This is a genomic window from Bacillus sp. SJ-10 (assembly GCF_002843505.1).
In the GTDB taxonomy this organism is placed as follows: Bacteria; Bacillota; Bacilli; order Bacillales; family Bacillaceae; genus Bacillus; species Bacillus velezensis.
Map to the genome: position 1 here is coordinate 1,341,497 of NZ_CP025258.1, position 23,085 is coordinate 1,364,581.

The 23,085-nt window shown below is 45.6% G+C and carries 25 protein-coding genes, 1 tRNA gene and 1 pseudogene; 19 read left to right on the forward strand and 8 right to left on the reverse strand.

The features are described 5' to 3' along the window. Window positions 1–155 precede the first annotated feature (155 nt). Window positions 156–1,130 (reverse strand): LacI family DNA-binding transcriptional regulator, encoded by a 975-nt coding sequence (locus tag CXL14_RS06715; protein ID WP_029325818.1) that lies wholly within the window; start codon window positions 1,128–1,130, stop codon window positions 156–158. Between the two features lie 388 nt (window positions 1,131–1,518). Between CXL14_RS06715 and CXL14_RS06720 the strand changes: the two genes are divergently transcribed. The 3 genes from CXL14_RS06720 (at window position 1,519) to CXL14_RS06730 (ending at window position 4,517) form a co-directional block, all read left to right on the forward strand. Next, window positions 1,519–2,751: an MFS transporter gene (locus CXL14_RS06720; RefSeq protein ID WP_007613980.1), complete on the forward strand. Its 1,233-nt coding sequence runs from the start codon at window positions 1,519–1,521 to the stop codon at window positions 2,749–2,751. A 14-nt stretch (window positions 2,752–2,765) separates the two neighbouring features. Continuing rightward, window positions 2,766–4,235, forward strand: coding sequence for a glycoside hydrolase family 32 protein (locus CXL14_RS06725; protein WP_088056409.1), 1,470 nt, complete (start codon window positions 2,766–2,768; stop codon window positions 4,233–4,235). Between the two features lie 206 nt (window positions 4,236–4,441). Continuing rightward, window positions 4,442–4,517 (forward strand) — tRNA-Arg (locus CXL14_RS06730). 59 nt (window positions 4,518–4,576) lie between these two features. Here CXL14_RS06730 and CXL14_RS06735 read toward each other — a convergent pair. Together CXL14_RS06735 and CXL14_RS06740 are read right to left on the reverse strand one after the other, a co-directional pair. Next, a complete protein-coding gene (locus CXL14_RS06735; RefSeq protein ID WP_007407407.1) occupies window positions 4,577–4,888 on the reverse strand; it encodes a hypothetical protein in 312 nt (103 codons plus the stop codon). 16 nt (window positions 4,889–4,904) lie between these two features. Then, window positions 4,905–6,332: a lipase gene (locus CXL14_RS06740; protein WP_089072463.1), complete on the reverse strand. Its 1,428-nt coding sequence runs from the start codon at window positions 6,330–6,332 to the stop codon at window positions 4,905–4,907. Window positions 6,333–6,383: 51 nt separating this feature from the next. Between CXL14_RS06740 and CXL14_RS06745 the strand changes: the two genes are divergently transcribed. Next, on the forward strand, window positions 6,384–6,698 hold the full coding sequence (locus CXL14_RS06745; RefSeq protein ID WP_014418946.1) for a DUF1433 domain-containing protein: 315 nt from the start codon (window positions 6,384–6,386) through the stop codon (window positions 6,696–6,698). A gap of 181 nt (window positions 6,699–6,879) precedes the next feature. On the opposite strand, the pseudogene CXL14_RS20150 reads toward CXL14_RS06745, so the two are convergent. After that, window positions 6,880–6,990, reverse strand: a pseudogene (locus CXL14_RS20150) (sporulation transcription factor Spo0A); the annotation flags it as partial. 66 nt (window positions 6,991–7,056) lie between these two features. On the opposite strand from CXL14_RS20150, the gene CXL14_RS06750 reads away from it, so the two are divergent. The 5 genes from CXL14_RS06750 to CXL14_RS06775 all read left to right on the forward strand — a co-directional run bounded on the left by CXL14_RS06750 (window position 7,057) and on the right by CXL14_RS06775 (window position 9,829). Further along, window positions 7,057–7,401: a DUF1433 domain-containing protein gene (locus tag CXL14_RS06750; RefSeq protein WP_014418944.1), complete on the forward strand. Its 345-nt coding sequence runs from the start codon at window positions 7,057–7,059 to the stop codon at window positions 7,399–7,401. Window positions 7,402–7,866: 465 nt separating this feature from the next. Continuing rightward, the gene (locus tag CXL14_RS06760; RefSeq protein WP_014418943.1) at window positions 7,867–8,154 is read left to right on the forward strand and encodes a DUF1433 domain-containing protein; all 288 of its coding nucleotides are present in this window, start codon (window positions 7,867–7,869) and stop codon (window positions 8,152–8,154) included. A gap of 214 nt (window positions 8,155–8,368) precedes the next feature. Continuing rightward, entirely contained in the window at window positions 8,369–8,653 is a 285-nt protein-coding gene (locus CXL14_RS06765) for a DUF1433 domain-containing protein (RefSeq protein ID WP_014418942.1), read from the forward strand. 210 nt (window positions 8,654–8,863) lie between these two features. After that, on the forward strand, window positions 8,864–9,319 hold the full coding sequence (locus CXL14_RS06770; protein WP_014418941.1) for a DUF3237 domain-containing protein: 456 nt from the start codon (window positions 8,864–8,866) through the stop codon (window positions 9,317–9,319). A 21-nt stretch (window positions 9,320–9,340) separates the two neighbouring features. After that, a complete protein-coding gene (locus tag CXL14_RS06775; RefSeq protein WP_007407400.1) occupies window positions 9,341–9,829 on the forward strand; it encodes a phenolic acid decarboxylase in 489 nt (162 codons plus the stop codon). 40 nt (window positions 9,830–9,869) lie between these two features. Here the strand turns inward: CXL14_RS06775 and CXL14_RS06780 are convergent, their stop codons facing one another. Then, window positions 9,870–10,388 carry a spermidine/spermine N(1)-acetyltransferase gene (locus tag CXL14_RS06780; protein WP_021495236.1) on the reverse strand — a complete coding sequence of 173 codons (519 nt, stop codon included), beginning with the start codon at window positions 10,386–10,388 and terminating at the stop codon, window positions 9,870–9,872. 133 nt (window positions 10,389–10,521) lie between these two features. Here CXL14_RS06780 and CXL14_RS06785 point away from each other — a divergent pair, with 133 nt between their 5' ends. Both CXL14_RS06785 and CXL14_RS06790 read left to right on the forward strand, forming a co-directional pair. Beyond that, on the forward strand, window positions 10,522–11,151 hold the full coding sequence (locus tag CXL14_RS06785; protein ID WP_014305880.1) for a YczE/YyaS/YitT family protein: 630 nt from the start codon (window positions 10,522–10,524) through the stop codon (window positions 11,149–11,151). Between the two features lie 79 nt (window positions 11,152–11,230). Next, window positions 11,231–11,761, forward strand: coding sequence for a dihydrofolate reductase family protein (locus tag CXL14_RS06790; protein ID WP_014418939.1), 531 nt, complete (start codon window positions 11,231–11,233; stop codon window positions 11,759–11,761). A 30-nt stretch (window positions 11,762–11,791) separates the two neighbouring features. Here CXL14_RS06790 and CXL14_RS06795 read toward each other — a convergent pair whose 3' ends face one another. The 3 genes from CXL14_RS06795 to slrR form a co-directional block, all read right to left on the reverse strand. Next, window positions 11,792–11,992 carry a hypothetical protein gene (locus CXL14_RS06795; RefSeq protein ID WP_014418938.1) on the reverse strand — a complete coding sequence of 67 codons (201 nt, stop codon included), beginning with the start codon at window positions 11,990–11,992 and terminating at the stop codon, window positions 11,792–11,794. A 140-nt stretch (window positions 11,993–12,132) separates the two neighbouring features. After that, entirely contained in the window at window positions 12,133–13,581 is a 1,449-nt protein-coding gene (locus CXL14_RS06800) for a carboxylesterase/lipase family protein (protein WP_032863899.1), read from the reverse strand. Between the two features lie 80 nt (window positions 13,582–13,661). Next, entirely contained in the window at window positions 13,662–14,117 is a 456-nt protein-coding gene (slrR, locus tag CXL14_RS06805; protein WP_007407395.1) for an HTH-type transcriptional regulator SlrR, read from the reverse strand. A gap of 244 nt (window positions 14,118–14,361) precedes the next feature. Here slrR and CXL14_RS06810 point away from each other — a divergent pair, with 244 nt between their 5' ends. The 8 genes from CXL14_RS06810 to CXL14_RS06845 all read left to right on the forward strand — a co-directional run bounded on the left by CXL14_RS06810 (window position 14,362) and on the right by CXL14_RS06845 (window position 23,081). Continuing rightward, the gene (locus tag CXL14_RS06810; protein WP_014418936.1) at window positions 14,362–15,069 is read left to right on the forward strand and encodes a YveK family protein; all 708 of its coding nucleotides are present in this window, start codon (window positions 14,362–14,364) and stop codon (window positions 15,067–15,069) included. A 5-nt stretch (window positions 15,070–15,074) separates the two neighbouring features. Continuing rightward, on the forward strand, window positions 15,075–15,755 hold the full coding sequence (locus CXL14_RS06815; protein ID WP_007407393.1) for a protein tyrosine kinase EpsB: 681 nt from the start codon (window positions 15,075–15,077) through the stop codon (window positions 15,753–15,755). Window positions 15,756–15,977: 222 nt separating this feature from the next. Next, entirely contained in the window at window positions 15,978–17,795 is a 1,818-nt protein-coding gene (locus tag CXL14_RS06820) for a polysaccharide biosynthesis protein (RefSeq protein WP_021495233.1), read from the forward strand. 15 nt (window positions 17,796–17,810) lie between these two features. Next, window positions 17,811–18,950 carry a glycosyltransferase family 4 protein gene (locus CXL14_RS06825; protein ID WP_014418934.1) on the forward strand — a complete coding sequence of 380 codons (1,140 nt, stop codon included), beginning with the start codon at window positions 17,811–17,813 and terminating at the stop codon, window positions 18,948–18,950. After that, window positions 18,947–19,789: a glycosyltransferase EpsE gene (locus CXL14_RS06830; RefSeq protein ID WP_012118512.1), complete on the forward strand. Its 843-nt coding sequence runs from the start codon at window positions 18,947–18,949 to the stop codon at window positions 19,787–19,789. Before CXL14_RS06825 ends, CXL14_RS06830 begins: the two co-directional genes overlap by 4 nt. Continuing rightward, entirely contained in the window at window positions 19,782–20,918 is a 1,137-nt protein-coding gene (locus CXL14_RS06835; protein ID WP_014418933.1) for a glycosyltransferase family 1 protein, read from the forward strand. Before CXL14_RS06830 ends, CXL14_RS06835 begins: the two co-directional genes overlap by 8 nt. Window positions 20,919–20,921: 3 nt before the next feature. Beyond that, the gene (locus tag CXL14_RS06840) at window positions 20,922–22,025 is read left to right on the forward strand and encodes a biofilm exopolysaccharide biosynthesis protein EpsG (RefSeq protein WP_007613926.1); all 1,104 of its coding nucleotides are present in this window, start codon (window positions 20,922–20,924) and stop codon (window positions 22,023–22,025) included. An 18-nt stretch (window positions 22,026–22,043) separates the two neighbouring features. Continuing rightward, a complete protein-coding gene (locus tag CXL14_RS06845) occupies window positions 22,044–23,081 on the forward strand; it encodes a glycosyltransferase family 2 protein (protein ID WP_014418932.1) in 1,038 nt (345 codons plus the stop codon). The last annotated feature ends 4 nt before the right edge of the window (window positions 23,082–23,085 follow it).

Sequence of the window (23,085 nt, forward strand, 5' to 3'; positions counted from 1 at the left end):
ACCTTTTCTTCTAACACCATTTTTCCCATAAAACAAAAAGTTCAAACAGCAAAGTGGAAATGAGGATGATCAGCACCGGCGCTTGAGAAAATGATATGGCCGGAGCGCTCAAAATAGACCGCAATCGCGTCGCTACGTACGGCTGAAGGGTCTGACTACGTTGTCCGCCCTTCCAAAAGCCGTACCGGCAAATACGTTTCCAGCGGCAAATCATCAAATTCGCCTTCAATTTCTTTTGCTAAAATCTCGATGGCTGTTTTGGAAATCAATTCAATCGGCTGCTGGATGGTTGCCAAGTCCGGCAGAACCGATTGAACGGTTTCAGTGCCGTCATAACCGATCACTTTTAATTGATTCGGGATGTCTATTCCCCGTTTTTTGGCCTCAGTCATCACGGCAGCCGCCATGATATCATCGCTGGCAAAAATTCCGTCGGTGTCAGGCTGTTCATCGAATAATGTTGAAATAATGTCATGGTAATGCTGATAAAAGGGTACTTCATATGTAATAGGCTTCCGTCCGTGTTCGTGCATGACGTCTTCGTATGCTTTTCTTCTGAGGTTTGCCGGTGTCTCGAGTTCAAGCGGGCCGTTGATATGGACGATGTGCCGGCACCCTTTTTCAATCAGCAGTTCTGCCGCCTTTTTTCCGCCGTCATAGTTGTCTGAGCCGACGACGGGGATCGTGTCCGATAAGTAATGATCAATGGCGACAATCGGCAGATTTTGCTTGTGATAATTGAGAATTCCCCGGTTGTAAGTCACGGCGATCACGCCGTCCACTTGGTTTCTTATCAGCATCTCCAAATATTTTTCTTCCTTATCCTTTCGATGTAAACTGTTGCAAAGCAGCAGTTTGTAGCCCATGGACGTACAAATGCTTTCAATATGAAAGGCGAGTTCGCCGAAAAACGGGTTGCTGGAGTTTGGGATGATAAGTCCTATTAAATTGGTTCGTTTTCGGAATAAAGAGCGGGCCAGATCGTTTGGAAAGTAATTGATTTCTTCCATCGCCTTGTACACTTTTTCTTTTGTTTTTTCGCTGATATAGCCGCGGTTATTTAATACCCGCGAAACGGTTGTAGATGAAACTCCCGCTATTTTCGCAACATCATGAATGTTAGGCTTCATTCCCGTGCCCTCCTGCTTACTGAAATGGCTTACAATTTCCGTCACGCACTTATTTTAGAGAATCAGGCTGACATGTGCAAGGACATTCCATGTTTCTGTTTTCATACAAAGAGGGTGCGTTTTGTTTGGTAAATAATCAGAAAATTTTATGTCAACCGATTGACATATGAAACCGGTTGACATACAATTCTCTTTGAAAGCGCTTTATTTATGGAGTGAGGGGAAGTGACGGGTATGGAGAGATGGCTGGCGGCAATGAAGTGAAAGAATCAAGCAGCGATGTAAAGTAAGCGCTTACTCGGAGCTCGCATGTATGTGATGAAAATGAAGAAGGAAGTATGCGGCTCTAAAACGGCTATTAAAAGGCCCTATTAAAGGAGCGGTGCAAATGAAAAGCTCAAAAAGTCTGTATTGGAAACTGAGTGCTTATTTCTTCTTTTTCTTTTTTACTTGGTCTTCCAGCTATTCTTTATTTGCGATTTGGTTAGGGCAGGAAATCAATTTAAACGGATCAGCGACAGGCATTATCTTTTCTGTAAACGCCGTATTTGCCCTGTGCATGCAGCCTCTTTACGGTTTTATCTCTGACAAATTGGGGCTGAAGAAAAAGATATTGTTTATGATCAGCTGTCTTCTCATATTCACGGGTCCGTTTTATATCTTCGTCTATGGGCCGCTTTTACAATATAACGTCTTTCTTGGCGCCGTTGTCGGAGGCTTATATTTGGGAGCCGCTTTTTTGGCGGGGATAGGCGCGATTGAAACGTACATTGAAAAGGTCAGCCGTAAATATGATTTCGAGTATGGAAAATCTAGAATGTGGGGCTCGCTGGGCTGGGCGGCGGCTGCATTTTTTGCAGGTCAGCTTTTCAATATCAATCCCAATATCAACTTCTGGATCGCGTCTGTTTCAGCCGTCATATTAACGGCCATCATCATGTCTGTAAAAATAGAAATGACCGATCATGAGAAAAACAGAGCGGATTCGGTCCGGTTAAAAGATGTGGGGCGGCTCTTTTTACTAAGAGATTTCTGGTTTTTTATGATGTACATTATCGGGGTGACTTGCATTTACGGCGTATATGATCAGCAGTTCCCGATCTACTATGCGTCTTTGTTTCCTTCAGTGTCGACGGGTAACCAAGTATTCGGCTATCTTAATTCATTCCAAGTGTTTTTGGAGGCCGGCATGATGTTTCTTGCGCCTTTTATCGTCAATAAGTTCGGGGCGAAAAACAGTTTGATTTTAGCGGGGTTTTTAATGGCTTTCCGCATCGTCGGGTCGGGAATTGCAGTTGAGCCTGTAGGCATTTCATCAATGAAACTCATCCACGCACTGGAATTGCCGATTATGCTGATCGCTGTTTTTAAATATTTGGCTGCCAATTTTGATACGCGTCTGTCGTCCGTCCTTTATCTCGTCGGTTTTCAATTCGCATCTCAGGCAGGCGCGTCGATTCTGTCGCCGCTTGCGGGAGGATTATATGACAGTGCGGGGTTCCGTCAAACCTATCTCATCATGGGAATCGTCGTCTTCGGTTTTACCGTCATTTCCATATTTACTTTATTGGGCCCGAAACAAAACAGCAGGCGTGTCCAGCGTCTGCAAAAAATCGGATAGAGAGGATGTTACAAATGGATAGAATTCAGCAGGCGGAAGAAGCTTTGAAGGAAGCCGAAGGTAAAGTGAAACAAAGATATCGATTGGGGTACCATATTATGCCCCGGGCGAATTGGATCAATGATCCGAACGGGCTTATTCAGTTTAAAGGAGAATACCACGTCTTTTTTCAGCATCATCCGTATGATGAGCATTGGGGGCCGATGCATTGGGGACATGTAAAAAGTAAAGATCTCATTCATTGGGAGCACCTGCCGGTTGCCTTAGCTCCGGGGGATGAATTCGACCAAAGCGGCTGTTTTTCGGGAAGCGCGGTCGATGATCATGGAAGATTGGCCCTCATCTATACAGGACATAATATAATTGATCAAGAGAAAGACCTATTCTATCAAACTCAAAATATCGCTGTCAGCCAAGATGGAACCGTGTTTGAAAAGCTTCAGGAAAACCCTGTTATTGCGGAACCGCCGGAAGACAGCGCCCGTCATTTCCGTGATCCGAAAGTATGGAAGCATCGCGATGTTTGGTATATGGTCATCGGCAACTCCTCAAAAGAAAACGTCGGACGGGTCGTTTTATACCGTTCACCTGATTTGCGTGATTGGGAATACGCGGGGGTTCTCGCCCAAAGTGACGGTAATCTCGGCTATATGTGGGAATGTCCTGATTTCTTTGAATTAGGCGGCAAACATGTCCTGCTGATTTCGCCCCAGGGGATCGAGGCGGACGGTGATTCCTATCAAAATTTACATCAAACCGGTTATTTAATCGGTGACTATCATGATGAAACAAACAAATTTACACACGGCGCTTTTAAAGAACTGGATCACGGCCATGACTTTTACGCCGTGCAAACATTATTAGATGATAAAGGACGCAGAATTGCCATCGGCTGGATGGATATGTGGGAATCTGAGATGCCGACAAAAGCGGACGGATGGTGCGGTGCACTGACTTTGCCGCGAGAACTGACTTTGCGTGATGATCATAAACTTTTGATGAATCCCGTGGAAGAAACCAAGCAGCTGCGGAAAATGGAATATCGGGAATGTGCCGGACGATCGGTTTCAGGGAGTTACTTGGCAAAGACGTCCGAAGAACTGCTTGAAGTCCGAGTCGTGTTTGATATAAACGATTCTGATGCCGAAACGGCAGGTTTTAAGATTCGCGGCCTTGACGAAGAAGAACTTGTGCTGACATACAATCTGACGGATAAAAAGCTGACACTTGATTGCACCAAGATGGGGAAAGCGAAAGGCGGTGTGAGAAGGGTGCAGACGGATACAAACGGCAAGCTGGCGCTGCGTATCTTTATTGACAGATCCTCGATTGAAGTATTCGCCAATCATGGAGAAACAACGATGACAAGCCGTATCTATCCGAATGAAGGCAGATTGGGGATTGAGCTGTTTTCTGAGAAAGGCGCCGTAAAAGTTGAGGAATTCACCTATTGGACGTTAAAGGACATTTGGAAAAAAAGCTGAAACGTGCTTTTTCTGAAGTGGCTGGAAATGTACCGATCCGGGGGCAGTCCGCCTGAAATGGTTTTTTTGTGAAAATCAATGCCGTTATACGATGCAGGATTATGCTGCATGAGGACGCTGCATAATCCTGTTGTGCATTATCAAAAAAGAGTTGCTTTCTGTGCGTTTCTTTATTATAATATAAAGGTATCTGATTGAAAAAACGTGCGCTCGTAGCTCAGTTGGATAGAGCGGTGGTTTCCGGTACCACGTCTGTCGGGGGTTCGAATCCCTCCGAGCGCGTCTCAGTTAAGACGATAGGAAAAACCTCGCAGATGATAAATCTGCGAGGTTTTTTTATTTTATCTTGTTTTGAAACTGTTAACGAATGTGTCTCTGTTATGTTCGGTGCCGGCAATCAGCCGCGCACTTTCACTGATCCGCTGCGCGAGAGCTTTTTGCGCCTTGCCTTCAAAGCTGTTCAATAGTGCTGAATACACTTCATATAATTCATCTTTCAACGTATCCATTTCGAATGTCGGTTTCAGCGTTCGGCGCACTGTTTCCAGTTTTGTCCCCGCTGCCTGCGTCATCCCTGTTTTCAGCATCTGCCGCTGCAGCATTTTCTTCATTGGATCGTCCTTGTGTTCTAAAAGTTCGTCTAATGTCGGCATTATGTATCCACCTCTATCATCTTAACCAGTTTGCGAGCATCTGGTCTTTTTCCTGAAATTCGTCTGCTATTTTATGTAAGAATCCGCCGATCTCTTCAAGGTCTGTGATCGCCGCCTGCAAAGAATCAATAAACGCCTGCTCAGCCTGAGTGTCATAAAAAATCGGGCCTTTATCGTAAGATAGCGCAATATCTTCAATGGTATTGGTCACGTCCTGTGCTTGAAGCTGATCATACAAGCCGTGTCCGACTTGACCGTAGAATTCTGTTTTCAGTTCGGCAATTTTTTCATCGTGCTCCTGATAGGCGTTTTGCGCTTCTTTTTTCATCGTCCGCAAATCCTCAGTCATTGCCTGCACCTTTTCAGCCAGCTTCTTTGCGTTTGTCGGCGTTACTTTTATTGTATCTGCGCTTCCGATTGCACCGGCCGGCAGAAGAGCGCCGAGGTTTTTATCAAAGACTAATTCATCTCCGTTCGGATTTGCGATATTTCCGTTTCTGTCGAACACGAAATTTGCTTCGTTTAAGCCGTGTGTATCCGGATTTCTCAGAATGACGGTAGTGAAGAAATAAGCGAGATTTTTTCCGATCTGCTCGCTCAATTTCCCATCAAGCCGCTGCTTTCGGCTGAACTGTGAGAGAGAGGGGTTTTTCGTGTAAATCGTTGTCCCGTTGTGGCGGTCATATTCGTTCCAATAACCTGCCCCGACCATGTCGTCCGGATTGATAATTGACCGGATGTAAGGATCATATATGCCGCTGTTGATCTCTTTCTGTGTTTCTTCATCGTGCAGCTTCACGACGGAAGGACTGTTAAACGCGACGGCATACACATCATTATTCACCGCGCTGTATTCCGCCTCAGCACCGCCGAGTGAATGGCCGGTTGTTGAAATAATCGTTGACGTTCCGGCATACTTTTTCTTTACGCTGCGTACCAGCTGATCAGCTTGATCGATTTGCGATGTTTTCGTCATCAGCTTATACTTTCCGGTTGTGAGCATGGCGTCTTGAGAGGGCGTTCCGTGATAGGTCCCGAGTGTTTTTGATGTATCCTTTGCGTCTTTTTTTACAATATAATGTACTTCTTTTTTCGGATTATTTCCGAAAACAATATTGCCGCCGTCCGCTTTTACGCCGTCATTGATCGGGTCTTTTCCGATATCGGTTCCCGCAAAGGCGACGACCACGTTTTCGGGGCTTTTTGATTTTATCCATTTACCGTTTTTGGACTTGATGCCTTTTGAGAATACAAAGGCATCAAGACCCGTATCAGAATCCTGCTTCACTTTCTCAACGTACCAATATGACGTCTTACTTATTTTATAAGGAGTTTTATATTTCATATGCAGGGCTAACATTTTATAATGGTAAGCTGCTTGACTCAAACGGTAATATTCTTTATCTGTGACATTAGAGACGGTTATTTCTTTTCCTTTTGGCATATATACATCACCTTTCTTATATTGTAAAATAGTTCCGAAAGGATGATACGCATGAGAAAATACATTATTATCCTAATTGTTATAATTATAGCAGTGGGAGGGTTTTTCGTGAAGCGTCAATATGATAAACATAAAAACGAAGAAAAACTTGTGATTGAGGCGCAAGAGCACATGAAGAATTACTTAAAAAAAGACTATAAAAATGTAAAGGAAGTTCATTTTTCAAAAGACTACAATATCGATCCGACAGGCGGAGTTGAAGTTTCAGGCTACATAAATAATAATAAAGAAAAAGAATTTTCCGGTATATATGATCCAACGAACAAGGAGATAGGTATTTCAGTGGTCAATGCCGAAGAAAGGTAAAATACCCACATCAGGGATGAGTGGGTATTTATTTTGTTTAATTATCTTACAAAATTCGTGATATGTTTCTCATACAGTTCAAACCTATTCCTGAGACCAATCGCCTCTACCGTCTCATTTGTCGAGGTATCTCCGATATTAACGGTACAAATATCATGATAACTCAACGATAGGAAAAACGTCAGATCAGCATTTCACTCGCTTTAAGTTCCAATCTTAACTTGTCAGCAACAATCGCGATGAATTCTGAATTGGTTAGCTTTGCTTTTGACATGCTGAAAGTATATTCATATCAAGTTTTCGCTCATTTCGTTTACTTAAGAACGACAGTTATTTATAGGAAAGGGTTGATTTCCAAATGAAAAAGAAAAAGTACATAATTATCCTTATTTTAATAATTATAGCAGTTGGGGGACTTTTTAAGAAGCATCAGTATGATCGAAAGGAAAAAGAGATTGCGTTATTCGAAGAAGCCCAGAATCATATGAAAAAGTTTTTAACAACGAACTATAAAAATGTGAAAGATATCCATTTTTCTGAGGATTACTATATTAACCCAATGGGCGGTATTAGTGTTAAGGGTTATACTAATGGAAAAAAAGAGTTTGAAGGTCTATATGACCCAGGCAATAAAGAAATATTGTCATATACGGTTGATGCCGAACCAAAAGAAGAATGTAAAGATAAGCTTTGTACAAGATAAATTAGCCCGCTCAATCGAGCTGGGCTAATTTTGTTGTATTGCTCTTCCTCTAATCTCCTGGACATAAAACAAATTTTTCATAGGTACATTTTTTAATCCTCTGTTAATAATGAATAGTGTTGTGATATCATATCTTGTATTTGTTTTAAATCTGCTTATCATAACCTCAGTTGAACCAACTAAATCAGCCAATTCCTTCTGGCTTTGAATTCTCTTCTCCTTCATAACTTCATTAAATCTAGATCTGACTATAAACTTTTTAGAAATTCACACACCCTTTAGGCTAGTCTAACTAATGCTTATATAAAAGTATTCTCGATCACTGATATTTGATACATTGATGTTTTTTAGACATGTACAACACTCTGAGGTTGATGTAAATTTAATCTAAGAAAGGATGAGTCTGTGAAGAAATACATGGTTGTCCTGATATTTGTAATAACTATAGCGTCAGGAAGTATCTACATGAAGTACCAACATGATAAAAAAGAAGCAGAACAAGAACTTTTTATCCAAGCGAAAGATAAAATGGAAAGCTATATAAAAGCTAATTACAAAAATATAAAGCACATTACATACGATAACGATTACAAAATAGACCCTATGGGAGGAATTTCCATTGGAGGGTACTTGAATGGTAATAAGGAAAAAGAATTTTTGGGACTTTATGACAAAACGAATGATGAAATAGGAGTTTCGTCAGTCGATGCGGAAGAGAAACCCGAATGTCAGGAAAAAGAATGTGAATACTAAAAAAGACGCTGGAATAAAGAAGTACTCTGGAATGCCGCTTATATGATCCTCTGTGGACACTGAAGAAAAATCTTAAGACGCCTAAATGCACCGGATGTCACCGGTCATTTTTTTCCAGTCCGCGAGCTTCATCATAACTCATGGAAAGGATGATTCTGTGAAAAAAAACATTATTATCTTCATGGTTATTTTTATAGCAGCCGGAGGCTTTATAATGAAGAGTATGAATGATAAAAATGTTCAGGCTGAAGAGATAAAGATTGTGCAAGAACGAATGGAGAAATTTATCAAAGCGAATTATGAAGGCATACATAACGTTACATTTAAAGATAAATACGAGATAGATCCAATGGGCGGGATAGAGGTATTTGGCTATTACAACGGTGATACATCGAATAAATTCGATGGTATTTACGATAAGGCAAATGACAAGATCATGGGGCACTCAATAGACGCTGTAAGAAAGAAAGAATGCAGAGATAAAGATTGCGATTATTAATAAAGACGCTCGTCTGGCATTTTTTATATATGAGCATAATGAAAAAGACAAGGGTTTCGGCATGTGCCGCCCTTGTCTTTTTTTATTGAACACTGTAAAACATAACCGGAAACAGCTCATTATTTGACAGTCCGTTTTAACAGCGTTACAATTAAACATGTAAATAGTTACATGTTTAAGTAAACATAATAACTCGGGAGGTGATACGTCTTGAAGGAACCTTCTTTAAAAAAAGTGATGTCTCTGCAGATTGAAGTGGATGAACCGATCGTTGCGGGGCAGACTGGATTAGGGAAAAGGCAGTTGATTCCGATACGGGGCGGAACGGTCAGCGGCGCCGTAAAGGGACGTGTTCTTCCGGGCGGAGCAGATGCCCAGATCATCCGTCCGAACGGCCGGGTTGATCTTTCTGCCAGATATGCGCTGGAGACGGAGGAGCATGAAGTCATCTATGTAGAGAACAACGGCATCCGCCAAGTCAGTGAACCGTTCCGCCAACAGGCTGCAGAGGGGCGCATCATTGATCCCGAGCACGTGTATTTCCGCACTGTGCCTGTGTTTGAAACAAGCAGTGAGGCATATCAGCATCTGCAGGACCGGCTGTTTATCGGGGCTGCGGTCAGATTGCCGGATGACATTCGGTTAGATATTTATGAAGTTCAATAATAATATGGAGAGTGAGTCAACATGGAAAACTTTATCGGAAGCCATATGATTTACACGTATGAAAACGGCTGGGAGTATGAAATCTATATTAAAAATGATCATACGATCGACTATCGGATTCATAGCGGAATGGTAGGCGGCCGCTGGGTGCGCGACCAGGAAGTGAATATCGTCAAGCTGACAGAAGGCGTATACAAAGTGTCATGGACTGAACCGACAGGCACAGACGTTTCCTTAAACTTTATGCCGAATGAAAAACGGATGCACGGGATTATTTTCTTCCCGAAATGGGTGCATGAACATCCGGAAATCACGGTGTGCTACCAAAATGATTACATTGACGTGATGAAAGAGTCACGTGAGAAATATGAAACGTACCCGAAATATGTCGTTCCCGAGTTTGCGGATATTACGTATCTCAACAATGCGGGAATCAATAACGAAGCACTGATTTCAGAAGCGCCGTACGAAGGAATGACCGATGATATCCGCGCGGGAAAATTAAAATAAGAGAAAAAACCCGGCCTTGTCCGGGTTTTTTTGTATCCTTTTACGAGAGGGTTTTGGTCATGATAAAGTCGACTTGTTTATCATCCCCCATATAAAAAGAGTGTTCTCCGGTTTGGACAAACCCCATTTTTTGATAAAAGGCGATTGCATTTTCGTTTTTTTCCCATACGCCCAGCCAGATGTTCTTTTTATTGTGTGCTGTTGCGATTTTCACAGCTTCATTCAGCAGATATTTGCCGAGTCCGTGTTTCTGGTGGTTTTTTCTTATATAAATTCTCTCAATCTCAAGAGAATCTTCCCCCATTTTTTCTGACTGTGCTTCGTTCATGTTGACTTTTATATACCCCGCAAGGTCATCATGATAATAAACAAAATAGAATTGAGAAGACAGATTGGATAATTCCTTTTTCAGCTGTTCAGAGCGGAATGCATTTTCCAAATAAGCTTTCATATTTTCAGGTGAATTTTGATCCTTAAATGTATCATTGAATGTTTCAATGCTTATCTCCCGGAGCTCTGTAATATCGTTAAGGCTGCACTTTTTTAATTGAATACTCATGGTCATACAGCTCCTTTCTTCATTTATCATATCAGCTGATTTTTTGTTGTATTTGCAATGAAAATACCGTATAGTAAACATACCGTAATTTTGTTGTATTTGCAACATAAAATAAGAAAATGAGGACGATAAAGTGAAATATGTTTTTTATGTTTTAGGAATCATGATCTTGACCTTTGGTATTTCTGTCACGATTCAATCAGATCTTGGAACGTCGCCTTTTGATGCGCTTATTGTGGGATTGTCCGTCCATGCAGGGCTTACCGTGGGAAGCTGGGAAATCATCATCGCTTTCCTGTTAATTTGCTGTAATTCAATGTTAAAAAGGCAAAGGCCGGAATTTTCAGGGATGATTACGGCGTTTATAACGGGAATCGGGATTGATATGTGGCTTTTTTTTCTGCATCGAGTCATAACGCCTGAACTATGGTACGGAAAAGCGGGCTGTTTTGCAATCGGTTTAGTTGTGATAGGGATAGGAACCGCAACCTATCTGCACACGAATTTCGCCCCGATCCCGGTTGATCGGTTAACGCTAATTGTCCGCGATTTAACCGGGAGAAGCATCTTTTTTTCAAGAACGGTCATTTACTTCATATTTTTCATACTGGCCGTGATGCTAAAAGGTCCGGTAGGCATCGGAACGTTATTAACCGTTTGTTTAGGCGGGATCATCCTTCATTTCTTTATGCCGATTACCGGAAGATGGATAGACGGCATATTAACAGCATCTCCAAAGCAGGAAGAAACGAAAACCCGGTAGCAGGGGTTTTTATCCGGTTCTATCATTTTTCATTTCATCCGCATGTTCAAGGTATAATAAAAAAGGGGGAGGGATTTTTATGAGCGGTCAAAGAAAGCTCGTTTTTTACGGAGCTGTCAGCGCAGATGGCTATCTTGCGCGGGAAAATCACTCTTTAGATTGGTTAATCGGAACTGAAGGTGAAGACGGCACCGATTATGAAGCTTTCTATGAATCTGTCGATACGATTATCATGGGCAGAAAAACATACGAGGACATATTGGTTTTATTGCCTGAGGAATTTCCGTACAAAGGTAAAGAATGCTATGTGTTTTCGCGGACATTGACCGGGTGCACTGAACATGTGCGGTTTATTCATGAAGAGCCTGCCGATTTTATAAAAGCATTGAAACGCCAAGAAGGCAAGCGGATTTGGATTGTCGGCGGGAGTGATCTGCTGCACCCGGTTTTGGAGGAAAAACTTGTCGATGAGTTTATCATTCAGATCGCCCCCGTTCTGCTCGGCCGCGGAATTTCTTTGTTCAAACCCGGAGACCGGGAGACAGGGCTGAAGCTGACTGATGTCAGGCGCTATAAGCAATTTGCGGAGTTGCATTATGAAGTGAGATAAAATGAAGTGTATGAAAGAAACCCAAGAAGGTTACCGGGTTTCTTTTTCATGTTTGTTTTTATGTTTTGAAATGGTGTGGGCCGGCCCGCATGAAAACCCTGCAACCATGATAACAACCCCTATCCACCTCACGGCATAGAAATCAGTGTCGCGCAGGAAGATAAATGAAACTAAGGTCATAAGCGCCCCGATTATAACGGCAGCTGTGCCGATAATACTTGATTTCTCCATATAAAACTCCTTTATGAATGTTTGTTTAACTTATTGGGTTAGAATATAACATATCAGGGGTAATATGGAAATGGATATTCTGCGATGTCTGAAGTAAGATGAAAACGAAACGCCAAGGGAGCCGGCTCCCTTGGCGTTTTTTATGCTTGAAACAGGATGCGGCGTTTTGCTGCATCGGGATCACTTTCGACAGCGGTATCCGTGTTGAGAAGCAAAGTATCGCGTGAATCGGTTTCATATTCAGGCCAATTGAAGTGAGAGGTGTTCGGGTTTCCGGTTTTTGCAAAAGCGAGCCATGCGGATTGGATTTGTTTGGAAAGCTGTTCTGCGTCGTCACCGAGCGGTTCTTGCAGCGTCTTTCTCAAAGAATCAAAGTTTCCGAACACAAACGGCAATTCCAGAGCGTGAACGGCTTTATGAAACGGCGGTGTTTCGCCATGCCAATCAAAGCGGTACATCCAGACCGGTGCGTGCTGCGACTGTCCTTGTGCGAAAGCGACAGCCGGCCGCCAGAAAATCAGATCCGTCATCATATCGATTTGTCCCTTTAATGAATGCGGATATAAATCTGCCGCTTGCTCGGTGCAGTTTTCTCCGAGGTGATAATGCAAATAATCTTGCTGCTTTTTCTCGGAATGAATATCTGTATCAGGGGTGAAAAACAAATATGCTTCATCACGATTGGTTCCGATGATCATAGGTATGCCTTCTGCGGCCCCGTCTGCTATGGCTTTCACCGGTTCCGCAGGCAATGTGGCCGGATCGATGGCGGGCTGAAACAAAAGCTGGAAAATGTTTTGATCTAGTGAGCGCCGCACTTTATCCGCAGTCTTAAGCAGGTCATTAACGGAAAGCTCCTGCAATTGATCAGTGCCGGCTTCATGAATAAATGCCGCCGCGATGTCTTTTGCCATGTCCGCCGGGATCGTATGAGAGGCGCCGCTTTCTAAAATGGCTTTATGAAACAGGCCTTTTGCGTCAGGCATTGCCATAAGGGAGGCGATACTCATGCCGCCTGCCGATTCACCAAATATCGTGACGTTATCCGGGTCTCCTCCGAATTCGGAGATATTGTCCTTCACCCAGCGCAGGGCGGCGATCTGATCGAGCAGCCCGATATTGGAGGAATACGCGTCATGAATAGAAGACAAATGTAAAAAGCCTAACGGTCCGAGCCTGTAATTGAGTGTCACTACAATGACATCTCCGTCAGCGGCAAGGGCAGATCCGTCGTAAAGCGGTTCGCTTCCGGCACCTAAATAAAATGCCCCGCCGTGTATCCATACCATGACAGGCTTTTTTTCGCCCTCTGAATCGGGGGCGAAAACATTGAGGTAAAGGCAATCTTCAGATTGAGCCGGTATATCTCCGGAAAACGATATAGACAGCATATCATCCGGCTGCGGACAAATCGGCCCGAACGAGTCGGCATGTTTTACGCCGTCCCAAGGTGCGGGCGGCTCCGGCGCTTTAAATCTGAGCTCTCCGACGGGCGGCTTCGCGTACGGTATGCCCTTCCATGTGCGGACGCCGCGGCCGGCAGTTCCTTTCAGTGCGCCGCAGCGGGTTTGAACGGTAAGTTTTGTCATCATTTCATCCCCTTTTTTCTTTTCATTATAAACAGAGATGAAGACATGAAGCGAATAAAAGCCTTTTCATCAGCATATCATTAGTAACGCTTCCGTTCTAAAAATGATCTGACTTCCTGAACGGACAAGCCGAGTTCTTTGGCTTCCTGCATCAGCGCTTTCCATTCCTCAATGTTGGATTCAGTCAGTTTTCTGTTGCGGTAGGGTGCGGGCTCCGGGCGTTTTTCAGTCAGTTTGTTCGTAAAGGTGAACAGTTCTTCTTTCGGCATGCCTGACTGCACGGCCTGCACAAGGTGGATGCGCCACTCATCTTCCGTGTCTCCCATGTGATGCAGCATCGTTTCGGCATCAAAAAGCTCCGTCAGATCCACCTGCAGGGTGGCGGATACTTTTTTCAGAAATTGGATGGACGGATTTGAGTGAACCCCCCGTTCTATCTTGCTTAAATAAGATTTAGAGACACCTGCTTCAACTGCTAGCTGATTAATAGAGTAGCCTTTTCTTCTGCGGTATAAACGAATTATTCTTCCAATCATTGTGCTGAATTCTCCCCTGTATACTGGCATTTTTTTGTTCATTATAAGAAATTTTTCGTTCTTTATAAAATTTAAAATTATAAGGTAAGTGCAGTAAATAAGAGGAAAATCATGATAATGTTCTCTAAAAAGAACTAAATGGCTTAATTTGAAATTTTCAAATTTCGACCTTTTCTTTTATAATCCAATCATTAACAGAAGGGGGCGTTTAAGCCTGATGCAATAAGGATGAGGCTGTAATTACATGAATGAGAATATGAGTTTTAAAGAATTATTTGACATTATTAAACACAGACTTTTACTGATTTTTATCATGACAGCAGTTGTAACGCTGGTGACGGGATACATCCAATTCCGGGTGATTTCGCCCGTTTATCAGTCATCGACCCAAGTGCTCATTCATGAAACAAGCGGTGAAAAAAATTCGAATCTCAGCGACGTTCAGCTGAATCTTCATTACAACAATACGTTTCAAACGATAATGAAAAGCCCGGTAGTGCTTGAGAAAGTGAAACAGACGCTGCATCTTTCTGAGACGGCATCCGCTTTAAAAGCAAAGATCACGACAAGCAGCGAAACCGATTCAGAGATCATTACCGTAGCGGTGCAGGACGAGAACCCGAAACAGGCCGCCGCTATAGCGAACACGCTGATGAAGACATTTAAAAAAGAAGTCCGTGACAGGATGAATATAAAAGGCGTCATTGTTTTGTCTGAGGCAAAAGCATCGGAAAGCCCGATGGTCAAGCCTTCGCGCATCCGGAATATCGTGATGGCGTTCGGTGCGGCTCTCATGGCGGGTGTGACGCTTGCGTTTTTTCTCCATTTTCTTGATGAAACCGTTAAAAGCGAGCGGCAGCTCAGCGAAAAAACAGACTTGCCTGTTTTAGGGGTTGTGTATGACATCAAAAATCAGCAGACACGGTCTGATGAAAAACATTTCGGGGAGTGAGGCGTTTGGGATTCAGAAAAAAGAAATCAAGAAGGGGACTGGCTCAAATATCCGTTTTACATCACAAATCATTGGTGGCTGAACAATACCGCACCATTCGGACAAATATTGAGTTCTCCTCTGTTCAGACCCATTTGCGCTCTATTCTCGTCACTTCTTCCGTTCCGGGAGAAGGAAAATCATTCAGCGCCGCCAACCTTGCCGCGGTATTTGCGCAGCAGGAAAAAAAGGTGCTGCTCGTCGATGCGGATTTACGAAAACCGACGATACACGAGACCTATCAGCTTGAAAATGTACAAGGCCTGACGAATGTGTTAGTCGGAAACGCTTCCCTCGGCGAAACGGTGCAAAAAACGCTGATTGATAACCTCTATGTCTTAACGAGCGGGCCGACGCCGCCGAATCCGGCTGAGCTTTTATCTTCAAAGGCGATGGGAGAGCTGATTCAGGAGATGTACAGCCGGTACAGTCTGGTTATTTTCGATTCACCTCCGCTTTTGGCGGTGGCGGACGGACAGATTTTAGCGAACCAGACAGATGGAAGCGTTCTCGTCGTCTTGAGCGGAAAAACGAAAATGGATACCGTCCAAAAGGCGAGAGACGCGCTCCAGCAGTCAAAGGCAAAGCTTTTGGGGGCGCTGCTGAATAAAAAGAAAATCAAAAAAACGGAGCACTACTCGTATTGAGCGGTGCAGGTGATGTCTCCTTACCTTTATCAACGGAGGCACTCGGCTCTGCTGTGGGCGGCGTTTTTCGCTGCCTTAGATGCTGGTCGTCGGTGGCGGGGTGTGAGGACGGGTTAAATGCCCAATTTATCTTAAGATGATGCATTGTTATCGGCTTAGCTGTTATGTCTGTTTTTTTACGAAAACCGTATCAGCTAAACCGATAAATGAGGAGGGGAAAGATTGACTTACCGGAGAAGACTTTCAATGATTTTTGCATTGGATACGTATCTCGTTTTACTTTCCGTTGTTATAGGATATCAATTTTTTGAGGATTCTTATCACTTTTATGACTCCGGAGCGTTGCTGCTGACTGCCGTGAGCATGCTGATCAGCCATCATGTATGCGCTTTTATGTTTCACCAGTATAAGCAGGTATGGACGTACACGGGAATAGGCGAGCTGCTTGATCTGCTGAAGGGGATCACGCTGTCCGCAGCTGTGACAGCCGCCGTCCAATACGGGGTGTTCCACACGATTTTGTTCCGGCTGTTGGCCGTCAGCTGGATGGTTCAGCTATTGTTCATCGGAGGAAGCCGGATGATTTCACGGGTGCTGAAAGAAACGATCGGCAGGAAGCAAAATGACTCTTCCAGGGCGCTGATCATCGGTGCAGGTGCGGGGGGGACGCTGCTCGTCCGTCAGCTTACCCAGAAAAACGATCTCGGAATCATGCCTGTGGCTTTTATTGATGATGATCAGACGAAGCATAAGCTCGAAATCATGGGCCTGCCCGTCATCGGCGGAAAAGAAAGCATTATGCCTGCGGTGCAGAGGCTGAGAATTCACCATATTATCATTGCCATTCCGTCTCTTTGCACCCATGAGCTTCAGACGTTATACAAAGAATGTGTGCAGACGGGCGCCCATATTAAAATCATGCCGCAATTTGATGAGATCCTGCTCGGAACGCAGGCTGCCGGACACATCAGGGATGTAAAAGCCGAAGATCTGCTCGGCAGAAAGCCGGTCACCCTTGATACGAGCAAAATTTCTGACAGCATCAAGGGAAAAACGATTCTGGTCACGGGCGCCGGCGGCTCAATCGGTTCTGAGATCTGCCGCCAGATCAGCGCGTTTCTTCCGCGGGAAATCGTCCTTCTCGGCCACGGGGAGAACAGCATTCATTCCGTACATACCGAGCTGTCCGCACGCTTCGGCAAAGAGGTGCTCTTTCACGCGGAGATCGCCGATATTCAGGACAGAGATAAAATCTTTACTTTGATGAAAAAATACGAGCCGCACGTCGTCTATCATGCGGCTGCCCATAAACATGTGCCGTTAATGGAACATAATCCGGAAGAAGCCGTTAAAAACAACATCATCGGCACGAAAAATGTCGCCGAAGCCGCCGACATGTGCGGAACGGAAACATTCGTGCTGATTTCTTCTGACAAAGCGGTCAATCCGGCCAATGTCATGGGCGCGACGAAACGGTTTGCGGAAATGGTCATCATGAACCTCGGAAAGATCAGCCGCACCAAATTCGCCGCCGTCCGTTTCGGAAATGTGCTCGGAAGCCGCGGCAGCGTCATTCCGATTTTCAAAAAGCAGATTGAAAAAGGCGGACCCGTCACCGTCACGCACCCGGCGATGACAAGATATTTTATGACGATTCCCGAAGCGTCAAGACTCGTCATTCAGGCGGGGGCGCTTGCAAAAGGGCGGCAGATTTTCGTTCTGGATATGGGAGAACCCGTCAAAATTGTCGATCTGGCAAAAAACCTGATTCATTTATCAGGCTATACGACAGAACAGATTCCCATCGAATTCTCCGGCATCCGTCCGGGAGAAAAGATGTATGAAGAATTGCTGAATCATAATGAAGTACATACGGAGCAGATTTTTCCGAAAATCCATATCGGGAAAGCGGTGGACGGGAATTGGGCCGTGCTCATCCGTTTTATGGAGGAATTCAGCCGTCTGCCTGAAGAAGAGCTGAGAAAAAGGCTGTTTGAGGCGATCGAATCAGTACATGAAGAAGCGGCCGCAGGCGTGTGATGGGAGGACAGAAAGATGACGAAAAAAGTATTATTCTGCGCCACAGTCGATTATCATTTTAAAGCCTTTCATCTTCCGTATTTTCAATGGTTTCAGGATATGGGCTGGGAGGTGCACGTCGCGGCAGGCGGCAATATGAATCTTCCGTTCGTTGATGAAAAGTTTTCCATTCCGATCCGGCGCTCGCCGTTTCATCCCGAAAATCTTTCTGTTTACAGGCGTCTGAAACGGCTCATACAGGACAACGGCTACGACATGATTCACTGTCATACGCCGGTCGGCGGCGTGCTTGCACGCCTTGCGGCGAGACAAGCGCGCCAAAAAGGGACAAAGGTGCTGTACACCGCGCACGGCTTTCACTTCTGCGACGGAGCGCCTCTGAAAAACTGGCTTCTTTATTACCCGATCGAAAAATTTCTTTCTTCTTATACGGATTGTCTGATTACGATTAATGAAGAGGATTACGAACGGGCCAAGCAAATGAAAAAAACAGATTGCAGCGCGAAAAAAATACACGGCATCGGGGTGAATACAGACAGGTTTCGCCCTGTGAGCCGGGAAGAGAGTGAACGTCTGAGAGAAAAACACGGCTTCGGCGCCGGGGAATTTATTCTCGTATACCCCGCTGAATTAAACGGCAATAAAAACCAGGGACTTCTCATTGAGACTGCGGCACTGCTGAAGAACCGCATCCCGGAGCTGAAACTCGTATTTGCCGGAGAAGGCGCGATGGAAGAGCCGTACAGAAAAAAGGCTGAATCACTCGGTGTATCCGACATGGTGCGGTTTTACGGTTTTTGCCGCGATATTCATGAACTGATTCAGCTTGCTGATCTGTCTGTCGCCTCAAGCATCCGCGAAGGACTCGGCATGAATCTGCTTGAAGGAATGGCTGCCGAAAAGCCCGCCGTTGCCGCGGACAACAGGGGGCACCGCGAGATCATCGAAGACGGCGTGAACGGTTTTCTCGTGCCGGCCGGGGACAGCGCGGCGTTTGCCGATCGGATTGAAAAGCTGTACCGCTCCCCGGGGCTGCGAAAAGCAATGGGACAAGAAGGGCGCAGGACGGCGGAATGTTTTTCAGAAACACGTACGGTAAAGGAAATGGCGAACATTTACGCCGGTTATATGGATAAAAAGGAGAAAAGCGTATGAATGCAGGAGCACAACCGAAAATTTCCGTCATCATGGGAATTTATAATTGCGAAGAGACTTTAGCGGAGAGTATTGAATCCATCCTGAGCCAATCGTATAAGAATTGGGAACTGATCATGTGTGATGACGCGTCAACTGACGGAACGTATCAGATTGCGCGCCGTTACGCGGATCATTACGGCGACCGGATTACGCTGATTCAAAATAAGACAAATCAACGGCTTGCCGCTTCGCTTAACCGCTGTCTGACATACGCAACGGGGGATTATATCGCCAGGCAGGACGGTGATGACATCTCCAACCCGAGGAGACTGGAAAAACAGGCCGCTTTCTTAAACAAGCACGCCCACTATCAAGTCGTAGGCACGGGCATGCTCGTATTTGACGAATTCGGTGTAAGGGGCGCCCGGCTTTTGCCGCCCGTGCCGAAACCGGGAATTATGGCGAAAGGCACACCGTTCTGCCACGGCACCATTATGATGCGGGCTGAAGCGTACAAAGCGCTTGGCGGCTACCGGTCAGTCAGGCGGACGCGGCGGATGGAGGATATCGATTTGTGGCTGCGCTTTTTTGAAGCGGGTTTCCGGGGGTACAATCTCCAAGAAACGCTGTATAAAGTAAGAGAAGACAGTGATGCGTTTAAAAGGAGATCGTTTACGTATTCCATTGATAATGCGGTGCTCGTTTTTCAGGCGTGCAGACGGCTGAAGCTGCCGCTTTCCCATTACGCGTATATCGCAAAACCGCTCATTCGCGCCATTACGCCGCCCGCGGTCATGAACCGTTATCATAAAAACAGGGACATCCGCCAAAAAGAAGGGCTTGCCGAACATGACTGACAAACCGATGCGGGTGCTGCACGTCTTCAGCGGGATGAACAGGGGCGGCGCAGAAACGATGATGATGAATTTGTACCGGAAGATGGACAGAACGAAGGTGCAGTTTGATTTTTTAACCCATAGGAACGATCCGTGCGCTTATGATGAGGAAATTCTCGCTCTCGGCGGACGGCTTTTTTATGTGCCGAGCATCGGCAGCACAAACCCGATTACATTTGTAAAACAGGTCAAGCGGGTGATTCAGGAAAAAGGCCCGTTTGCCGCCGTGCACGCCCATACCGATTTTCAGTCTGGATTCATCGCGCTTGCCGCTCGTTTAGCCGGCGTCCCGGTGCGGATCTGCCATTCGCACAGTACGTCGTGGCGGGGGCGGGCGTCGCGGCTTGCCGGGATGCAGCTGTTTGTTTTCAGACGGCTGATTACGGCAAACGCCACGGCACTGTGCGCCTGCGGAAAAGACGCGGGCCGTTTCTTATTCGGGAAAGAAAAAGACGTGCATCTTTTGCCGAACGGCATTGATCTCGACTTATTTGCCGGCGGGTGCGCGGACACAGAAGCTGAAAAAAGGAAGCGGGGCATTGCAGACGGCCGTTTGGTGATCGGCCATATCGGCCGCTTTACAGAAGAAAAAAACCACGAATTTCTGCTCCGGCTGGCCGCTGATATGAAAGAGCGGGGCATCGGTTTACAGCTGATTCTCGCCGGAGACGGTCCGCTTCGCACCGACATGGAAAATCTGGCGGCGAAGCTGGGGCTTGATGATGATGTGCGTTTTATCGGCATAGAAGAACGCGTTCATGCCCTGCTGAAAACGCTGGATGTATTTGTCATGCCGTCTCTTTATGAAGGGCTGCCTGTCACGCTCGTTGAAGCGCAGGCCTCCGGGGTGCCGTGCGTGATATCAGACGGCATAACGGAAGAAGCCGATGCCGGGCTCGGGCTGGTCAAAAGGCTCAGCCTTAAAGAACCGCCCCGACAATGGGCATCCGTGGTTTTACGGGCAGCAGAGGCGGCAAAGCCTGACGGGGCGCGCATTAAAGAAACCCTCAGACGGCAGGGATATGACGCGGGAGAAAATGCGGGGGCTGTTATGAAGCTTTACAATATGAATTGGAAAAAGGAACAGTAACGAATGATTGTATACGTAGTCAATATGGGAATTGTGTATATTTGGTCATGGTTCGCGAAAATGTGCGGCGGGCGTGATCAATCGCTTTCGACCGGATACCGGCCGAATCAGCTCGTCATGATCGTTCCGCTGCTATCGCTCGTATTGGTCTCCGGTTTGCGCTACAGAGTCGGGACGGATTTTCAGACGTACGCGCTGATGTACAAGCTGGCGGGAAATTACGGCAGCATTTGGGAGATCTTCGGGTTCGGAGCGAAAAAAGCAGCCGTTGATCCGGGGTTTACGGCTCTCATCTGGCTCATGAATTTTATCACGAAAGATCCGCAAATCATGTATTTCACCGTGGCGGTCGTGACGTGCAGCTTTATTTTAAAGGGGCTCGTTGAGTTCGGCCGTCCGTTTGAGCTGAGTGTGTTTTTGTTTTTGGGCACGTATCACTATTATGCTTCCTTTAACGGGATCAGGCAGTATATGGTGGCGGCCGTTTTGTTTTGGGCCGTCCGCTACGTGATCAGCGGAAGCTGGAAGCGTTATATGTCAATCGTGCTGCTGTGTTCGCTTTTTCATTCCTCAGCGCTGATTATGATTCCGGTTTATTTTCTCGTCAGAAAAAGAGCCTGGTCGCCCGCGATTTTCGGACTGTCGGCATTGTTTCTTCTTATGACGTTTCTGTATCAGAAGTTCATTTCGCTGTTTGTCGTCGTGCTGGAAAACAGCTCGTACGGCCATTATGAGAAATGGCTGATGACCAATACGAACGGGATGAACGTCGTAAAAATCGCGGTGCTGCTTCTGCCGCTGTTTTTGGCTTTCTGCTATCGGGAGCGGCTGCGGAAGCTCTGGCCTGACATTGATGTCATCGTGAATTTCTGTCTGCTCGGCCTGCTCTTCGGTCTTTTGGCGACAAAGGATGTTATTTTTGCCCGGTTTAATATATATTTCGGCCTGTATCAAATGATCTTGATCCCTTATTTTGTGAGGATTTTTGATGAAAAATCAAATGCGCTGATTTATATCGCCATTATTGTCTGTTATTTTCTTTACAGTTACTTGCTTATGCCGGTCGATTCGTCTGTGCTTCCGTACAGAACGATTTTTTCCCGGTAATGGACACTGGAGGTTTATATGGAAACACCCGCGGTCAGTTTATTAATTGCTGTGTATAATACGGAAACTTATTTAGAAAGATGCTTAGATTCATTGCTCAATCAGTCGCTCGCCAATATCGAAATCGTGGCCGTTAATGACGGGTCAACGGATCAAAGCCCGGCGATTCTTGAAACCTATCAGAAGCGGGATGAGAGAATCAGGGTCATTCATCAGCAAAACCGGGGGCTCGGCGCGGTCCGCAACAGGGGAATCGAGGCGGCGCGCGGCGAATTTATCGCTTTTATTGATGCGGACGACTGGGTTGAACCTGATTATTGCCTCAGCATGTATAAAAAAGCGAAGGCTGATCAGGCTGATCTCGTGATTTGCGAATATGCGGCCGAATTTGCGGATACGGGGAAAACCGCCGTTTCAACGATCGCTTCAGCGTACGCGGGCCGCCCGAAACAACGGTACCTGAAAGATTTATTTGAAGGAAGAGTCAGCGGTTTTTCATGGAACAAGCTGTACAAGAGAACGATGATCGAGCATCATCAGCTGCGCTTTCCGCTTCGTGATGAGCTGGAGCATGTGGAGGATCAGTACTTCAGCCTCAGGGCGCATGTTTTCGCAGGTGCGGTCTCGTACGTGGATCAGCCGCTCTATCATTATTGGATTCACTTGACTTCCATTGTGCAAAGCTATCAGAAAAAGCTGTTTGACTCAGGTCTCGTTCTCTATCGGCTGAACGAGGCTTTTTTGCGTGAAAACGGCTGCTTAAAGGAATACCGGCAGGAGCTGGATTTTTTCATCGTTCAGCACGGAACAGTCTGCCTGCTGAATGAATGGAAGCGGAATAACGGCGGCCGGTTTTCTGAGAAATGGAAGAATATCAGCCGGATATGCGCTGATCCCGTGTTTCGCCTGAGCCTTTCCAAAACCGGAACGGCGCCGTTTGACGCCAAACGTTCATGCCTTCTGCTTTTGGCGAAGCTGAAGCTGATTCCGTTTGTGTCGCTGGCATCAGCCGCATATCAGCGGGCAATCGAGTACAAAATGAAAATCAGAGGGTGAAGAC